3 protein-coding genes are annotated in these 4,417 nt (G+C 66.9%); all 3 read left to right on the top strand.

From position 1 onward, the window contains the following. On the top strand, positions 1–1,251 hold a 1,251-nt coding region (locus ACFDTC_RS16185), incomplete at its 5' end, for a proton-conducting transporter membrane subunit (RefSeq protein ID WP_375259918.1). After that, positions 1,251–2,843, top strand: coding sequence for an NADH-quinone oxidoreductase subunit M (locus ACFDTC_RS16190; protein WP_375259919.1), 1,593 nt, complete (start codon positions 1,251–1,253; stop codon positions 2,841–2,843). The genes ACFDTC_RS16185 and ACFDTC_RS16190, both read left to right, overlap by 1 nt. Further along, positions 2,840–4,282: an NADH-quinone oxidoreductase subunit NuoN gene (gene nuoN, locus ACFDTC_RS16195; protein WP_375259920.1), complete on the top strand. Its 1,443-nt coding sequence runs from the start codon at positions 2,840–2,842 to the stop codon at positions 4,280–4,282. Before ACFDTC_RS16190 ends, nuoN begins: the two co-directional genes overlap by 4 nt. Positions 4,283–4,417 lie beyond the last annotated feature (135 nt).

The raw sequence follows: 4,417 nt of genomic DNA on the forward strand, positions 1-4,417 counted from the left end.
TTCGTCGCCGCGACGATCGGCCTGGTGCAGACCGACATCAAGCGCGTGATCGCCTATTCGACCATGTCGCAGCTGGGCTACATGTTCGTGGCGGCGGGCGTCGGCGTCTACTCGGTCGCGATGTTCCACCTGTTCACGCACGCCTTCTTCAAGGCGATGCTGTTCCTCGGCGCGGGCTCGGTCATCCACGGGATGCACCACGAGCAGGACATGCGGAACTACGGCGGCCTGCGCAAGAAGCTGCCCTACACGTTCTGGGCGATGCTGATCGGCACGCTGGCGATCACCGGCGTGGGCATCCCGCTGACGCATATCGGCTTTGCCGGCTTCCTGTCCAAGGATGCGGTGATCGAGAGCGCCTGGGCCGGCACCGGCGGCGGCTACGCCTTCTGGATGCTGGTCATCGCGGCGCTGTTCACCAGCTTCTATTCCTGGCGGCTGATGTTCCTGACCTTCTGGGGCACCCCGCGAGGGGACCGCCACACGCACGAGCACGCGCATGAAAGCCCGATGGTCATGCTGGTGCCGCTGGGCGTGCTGGCGGTGGGCTCGGTCTTCGCGGGCATGGTCTGGTACAACAGCTTCTTCGGCGACCATGCCAGCGTGAACCGCTTCTTCGGCGTGCCCGTCGCCCATGCCGAGGAATCGGCCGAGGCCGATCACGGCGAGGGCGTCGGCGAGGCGGTCGAGGAACTGGCCGAAGGCGACGTCGAAGGCGCGGGCGAGGCCGTGACCGAGCCCACCGACGCCCATGGCGACGCGGGCGAGGGCGAGTACGCCGGCGACTACCCGGCCCCGGGCGAGGGCGCGATCTACATGGCGCCCGACAACCACGTGATGGACGACGCGCACCACGCGCCGGTCTGGGTCAAGGTGGCGCCGTTCGTCGCCATGCTGATCGGCTTCCTGACGGCGGTGTGGTTCTACATCCTGCAGCCGAGCGTGCCCGGACGGCTGGCCGCCAGCCAGCGGCCGATGTACCTGTTCCTGCTCAACAAGTGGTATTTCGACGAGATCTACGACTTCGCCTTCGTGCGGCCCGCCAAGGGGCTGGGCCGGCTGCTGTGGCGGCGCGGCGACGGCGCGGTCATCGACGGCTCGATCAACGGGCTGGCGATGGGCATCGTGCCGTTCTTCACCCGCCTCGCGGGGCGGGCGCAGTCGGGATACATCTTCACCTATGCCTTCGCGATGGTGATCGGCATCGCGATCCTGATCACCTGGATGACGCTTTCGGGGGGCGGCAACTAATGGACAACCTGCTTTCCATCGTCACCTTCCTGCCCGCGCTCGCGGCGCTGATCCTGGCGCTGTTCCTGCGCGGCGGGGACGCGGCCGCGGACCGCAACGCCAAGTGGCTGGCGCTGATCGCGACCACGGCGACCTTCGTGGTGTCGCTGTTCATCCTGTTCCAGTTCGACGCCGGCAACCCCGGCTTCCAGATGGTCGAGCAGGGCGACTGGCTGCTGGGCCTGCAGTACAAGATGGGCGTCGACGGGATCAGCGTGCTGTTCGTGCTGCTGACCACGTTCATCATGCCGCTGGTCATCGCCGCGAGCTGGGAGGTCACGTCCCGCGTCAAGGAATACATGATCGCGTTCCTGATGCTCGAGACGCTGATGCTGGGCGTGTTCATGGCGCTCGACCTGGTGCTGTTCTACCTGTTCTTCGAGGCGTCGCTGATCCCGATGTTCCTGATCATCGGCATCTGGGGCGGCAAGGACCGGATCTACGCCTCGTTCAAGTTCTTCCTCTACACCTTCCTCGGCTCGGTGCTGATGCTGGTGGCGATGGTGGCGATGTACGCCGACGCCGGCACCACCGACATCGCGGTGCTGCTGGACCACAACTTCTCGTCCGCGGGGTTCGAGCTGCTGGGCGTGCAGGTGATCGGCGGCATGCAGACGCTGCTGTTCCTGGCGTTCTTCGCGTCCTTCGCGGTCAAGATGCCCATGTGGCCGGTGCACACCTGGCTGCCGGACGCGCACGTGCAGGCGCCCACGGCGGGCTCGGTCGTGCTGGCGGCGATCCTGCTGAAGATGGGCGGCTACGGCTTCCTGCGCTTCTCGCTGCCGATGTTCCCGGTGGGCTCCGAGGTCATGGCGCCGCTGGTGTGGACGCTGTCGGTGATCGCGATCGTCTACACCTCGCTGGTGGCGCTGGTGCAGGAGGACATGAAGAAGCTGATCGCCTATTCGTCGGTCGCGCACATGGGCTTCGTCACGATGGGGATCTTCGCGGCGAACCAGCAGGGCATCGACGGCGCGATCTTCCAGATGATCAGCCACGGCTTCATCTCGGGCGCGCTGTTCCTCTGCGTGGGCGTGGTCTACGACCGGATGCACACGCGCGACATCGACGCCTATGGCGGCCTCGTGAACCGGATGCCGGCCTACGCGCTGGTGTTCATGCTGTTCACCATGGCCAACGTGGGCCTGCCGGGCACCTCGGGCTTCGTGGGCGAATTCCTGACGCTGATGGGCATCTTCCAGGTCAACACCTGGGTCGCGGCGGGCGCCGCGCTCGGCGTGATCCTGTCGGCGGCCTACGCGCTGTGGCTGTACCGCCGCGTCGTCATGGGTGACCTGATCAAGGCGAGCCTGAAGACCATCACCGACATGACCCGCCGCGAGAAGGCGATCTTCGCGCCGCTGGTGGCCGCGACGCTGATCTTCGGGGTCTATCCGGCGCCGATCCTCGACCGGATCGGGCCCAGCGTCACCGAGCTGGTGGCGCGCTACGACACCGCGCTGGCCGAGGCGGGGCACGCCACGCGCACGGCGCAGGCCGACATCGCGCATGACGCAGGCGGCGAAGGCGAAGCAGAAGGAGCGTCCGAATGATCGGGGCCGACCTCACCATCATCGTGCCGGAAATCGTGCTGTCGCTGTTCGCGATGGCGGCGCTTCTGGTCGCGGTCTACACCGGCAAGGACAAGCTGGCGCCGGTCCTGCTGTGGGCCACCGCGGCGGTGTTCCTGGCTCTGGCGCTGTGGATCGGCACCACCGGCACGACCACGCGGCTGGGCTTCAGCGGCATGTTCGTCGACGACGGATTTTCGCGCTTCGCCAAGGTCACGATCCTGACCGCCGCGGCCGCCGTGCTGCTGATGTCCGAGGGCTACATGGCCCGCCGCGGCCTGCTGCGGTTCGAGTATCCGCTGCTGGTGGCGCTGGCCGTCGTCGGCATGATGGTCATGGTCAGCGCGGGCGACCTGATGGCGCTCTACATGGGGCTCGAGCTGCAGTCGCTGGCGCTTTACGTGATCGCGTCGCTGCGCCGCGAAAGCCCGAAATCGACCGAGGCGGGCCTGAAGTACTTCGTGCTGGGCGCGCTGAGCTCGGGCCTGCTGCTTTATGGCGCGTCGCTGATCTACGGCTATTCGGGCACCACGACCTTCGCGGGCATCGTGCGCACGGCGACCGACGGCGACATCTCGCTGGGACTGCTGATCGGGCTCGTGCTGCTGATCTCGGGTCTGGCGTTCAAGGTCTCGGCGGTGCCGTTCCACATGTGGACCCCGGACGTCTACGAGGGCGCGCCGACCCCGGTCACGGCGTTCTTCGCCACCGCGCCCAAGGTCGCCGCCATGGCGCTGCTGGCGCGGGTGCTGCACGACGCCTTCGGCGGCGTGGTCGGCCAGTGGCAGCAGGTGATCGCGCTGATCGCGGTGCTGTCGATGTTCTGGGGCAGCATCGCCGCGATTGGCCAGCGCGACATCAAGCGCCTGATGGCCTATTCGTCGATCGCGCATATGGGCTACGCGCTGATGGGCCTCGCCTCGGGCACCGTTCTGGGCGTGCAGGCGATGCTGATCTACATGGCCATCTATGTCGCGATGAACGTCGGCACCTTCGCCTTCATCCTGTCGATGGAGCGTGACGGCCAGCCGGTGACGGATATCCGCGCGCTGAACATGTACGCGCGCCACGCGCCCGGAAAGGCGCTGGCGGTGCTGGTGCTGATGTTCAGCCTGGCCGGCGTGCCGCCGCTGGTGGGATTCTTCGGCAAGCTCTATGTGCTGCGCGCCGCCTACGAGGGCGGGCTGATCTGGCTGGCGCTGGCCGGCATGATCGCCAGCGTCATCGGCGCCTTCTACTACCTGCGGATCGTCTACTACATGTATTTCGGCGAGGATCGCGAGGACGGCCTCGATGCCGGCCGCTCGCCGGTGCTGTGGGGCTTCCTGATGGTATCGGCGGTGGTGATGGTCGTGGGCGTGGTGAACCTGTTCGGGATCGAGGGCGCCGCGCAGGCGGCGGCGGCGACGCTTGTCCAGTAACGGCAACGCAGTCCGGTTGGAAAACGGTGACGCGCCTTCGGCGCGTCGCTTTTTTTGGGCAAGAGGCAAGGGGCGCTGCCCCTTCTGCGCGTGCCGCGCATTCATCCCCGGGATATTTCCGGACCAAAGAAGCAT

It is taken from the genome of Citreimonas sp. (genome assembly GCF_042096055.1).
Lineage (GTDB): Bacteria > Pseudomonadota > Alphaproteobacteria > Rhodobacterales > Rhodobacteraceae > Citreimonas.